Consider the following 2,556-nt stretch of genomic DNA (forward strand, 5'->3'; position numbering starts at 1 on the left):
CCTGAAGGGTTTCGGGCGCCGCGAGGCGTACGAAAGTCTGGGAAGACCGAACCCGCGACACCGGGACTCAGTTATGGAGAATTTGCAACTGGCGCCACCCCGTGGGAGAGCCTGAGCCAGAGCATACAGGTGCGTTTGTGGAACTGGAACGGGTTTTTGTGACCGGATCTGCATGACGCGATGTCAGAACTGGCGGTGCAGGCAGCAATTTTCCCGATTTTTTCAGTGATGCGTACAGGAGCCTCGGTTTGCCGGCGCGGAGCCACTCCGACATCGGGATCGGTCATGCTGTCGTATCTGCGGGCTGTCATGGTGATCCCTTGGTTGGATCACTCGCCTGTGGCGGCCCTCGGGGCTGGCACCATCGGGGAAGGATCTGGATGACGACCATCGGACCACCACAGCATGGGCACGGCGGTGGCGTGACCGGTTCGGCTTCCGGGACTTCTGGCGCTGGTGTGGATATGACATTCAGCAGTTCCCGCACCCGGGCGAGGCTGGCCTTGCGGCTGGAACTGGCCAGTAGGCCATAATGGCGGATGCGATGAAATCCCCGTGGCAGGACATGCAGCATGAAGCGGCGGATGAACTCATCCGTGGCGAGTGTCATGACCTGCTGCTGGTGGGCCGTGTCCCGCCGGTAGTCCTTGTAGCGGAACGTCACGCCGTTTTCGTTGAACGCCAGGAGGCGGCGGTTCGAGATGGCGACACGGTGGGTATAGCGCGACAGGTAGGCCAGCACTGCTTTAGGACCGGCAAAAGGCGGTTTGGCGTAGACGACCCAGCGCGTGCTGCGCACAGGGGCCAGATACCGCATAAAGGCACGGCGGTCTGCCAGAGGGGCAAGCTGCCCCCGAAAGGCCAGCCGGTCGGCATCGAAAAGTGCGCGCAGCCGGGTCAGGAACAGGCGGCGGAACAGTTTGCCCAGCACGCGAACGGGCAGCAGGAAAGCCGGTCGCGATGAGATCCAGCGCTGGCCATCGGGCGAGAGACCGCCACCCGGCACGATCATGTGCACATGGGGATGGTGGGTCAGCGCCGAACCCCAGCTGTGCAGCACGGCGGTGATGCCGATGCGCGCCCCCAGATGCCGGGGATCGGCGGCGATCGTCATCATCGTCTCCGAGGCGGCCTGGAACAGCAGGGCGTAGAGAACGGCCTTGTTCTGGAGCGCGATGTCGGCGATCCGCGCAGGCAGGGTGAAGACGACATGAAAATACCCGACCGGCAGCAGATCGGCCTCCCGCTCGGCCAGCCATGTCCGCGCGGCGTTTCCCTGACAGCGCGGACAATGACGGTTGCGACAGCTGTTATAGGCGATCCGCCAGTGTCCACAGTCCCCGCAGGCCGCGACATGACCACCAAGGGCCGCCGTGCGACAGTGTTCGATCGCCGACATGACCTTGAGCTGCTGCAGGGGGAGACGGCCGGCATGGGCTGACCGCCAGGCAGGGCCGGCAGCCCGGAAGATGTCCCCCAGTTCGAGGGAGGCGGACATGACCGCCCCCGCCCGGGGATCAGCCGTCGGGCCTCGCCTGCGTTGTCGCCAGCATGCCCAGTCTGTCGAGCGGACTGATGACGGCCCGCACGGTCCGTGTCGCAACTTTTGTATAAAGGGCCGTGGTCTCCAGGCGGGAATGACCCAGCAGAACCTGGATCACGCGGACATCAACACCATCCTCAAGCAGGTGCGTGGCAAAGCTGTGCCGCAGGGTATGAGGCCCCACACGTCTGGTGATCGAAGCAGCCCGCGCGGCATCGACAACCACACGATGGAGCTGCCGTGTGCTGATGGGCCTCATGGTGTCCTGCCCGGGAAAAAGCCAGCCACCGGAATGCATCACGCCCTGCTGGCGTCCGGCCTTCCACCACTCCCGCAGCAGGGGCAGAAGGTCTGCCGGAAGCATGGCGTTGCGATATCGTCCCCCTTTGCCCCGTTCGACCCTGAGCAGCATGCGCTCGCTGTCGATATCGCTGATCTTGAGAGCTGCGACCTCGGCCACCCGCAGGCCTGCCCCATAGGCGACCGACAGGGCGGCCTGATGCTTGAGGCATACGGTCGCGTTGAGCAACCGGGCAACTTCATCACGGCTCAGCACGACGGGCAGGTTGCGGGGCTGCGCTACCCGGACCAGCTTGCGTGCAAGGTCGGGGCGGTCGAGCGTCTGGGTGAAGAAAAACCGCAGCGCCGACACGATGGCATTCATGGTCGGTGTCGGCATGCCAGCCGCGTTCTGAGCAATCTGGAACTGGCGCACATCCTCGACTGTTGCCGTGTGGGGTGAGCGGCCCAGAAACGTGGCGAAACGGCCGACATCTCGAAGGTAATTGCGCTGCGTCTCCCGGGAGAACCGCCGCACCGCCATGTCATCAAGCAGGCGCTGGCGAAGGGGACTGATTGCAGCAATGCACAGGGACTCTGTCATCATCTGGCTCCTTCTAGTGGGAAGAAGCCAGAGTGCTTGGCCCGATCAGGACAGTTCCAAATAAAACAGATCGCTCACGCCGTGGTGACAGACCTGCACACCGCACCAATCCCGCGTAGCGGGTTCGTTC

Annotated in this window: 2 protein-coding genes; both read right to left on the reverse strand. The window is 63.9% G+C overall.

All coding sequences use genetic code 11. The annotated features are described in order from the left end of the window. Positions 1–307: 307 nt before the first annotated feature. Positions 308–1,498: an IS91 family transposase gene (locus tag AD948_RS00320; RefSeq protein WP_039906093.1), complete on the reverse strand. Its 1,191-nt coding sequence runs from the start codon at positions 1,496–1,498 to the stop codon at positions 308–310. A gap of 19 nt (positions 1,499–1,517) precedes the next feature. After that, positions 1,518–2,429, reverse strand: coding sequence for a tyrosine-type recombinase/integrase (locus tag AD948_RS00325; RefSeq protein WP_006560376.1), 912 nt, complete (start codon positions 2,427–2,429; stop codon positions 1,518–1,520). Between the last annotated feature and the right edge of the window lie 127 nt (positions 2,430–2,556).

Source organism: Acetobacter senegalensis (assembly GCF_001580995.1).
Taxonomy (GTDB): Bacteria; Pseudomonadota; Alphaproteobacteria; order Acetobacterales; family Acetobacteraceae; genus Acetobacter; species Acetobacter senegalensis.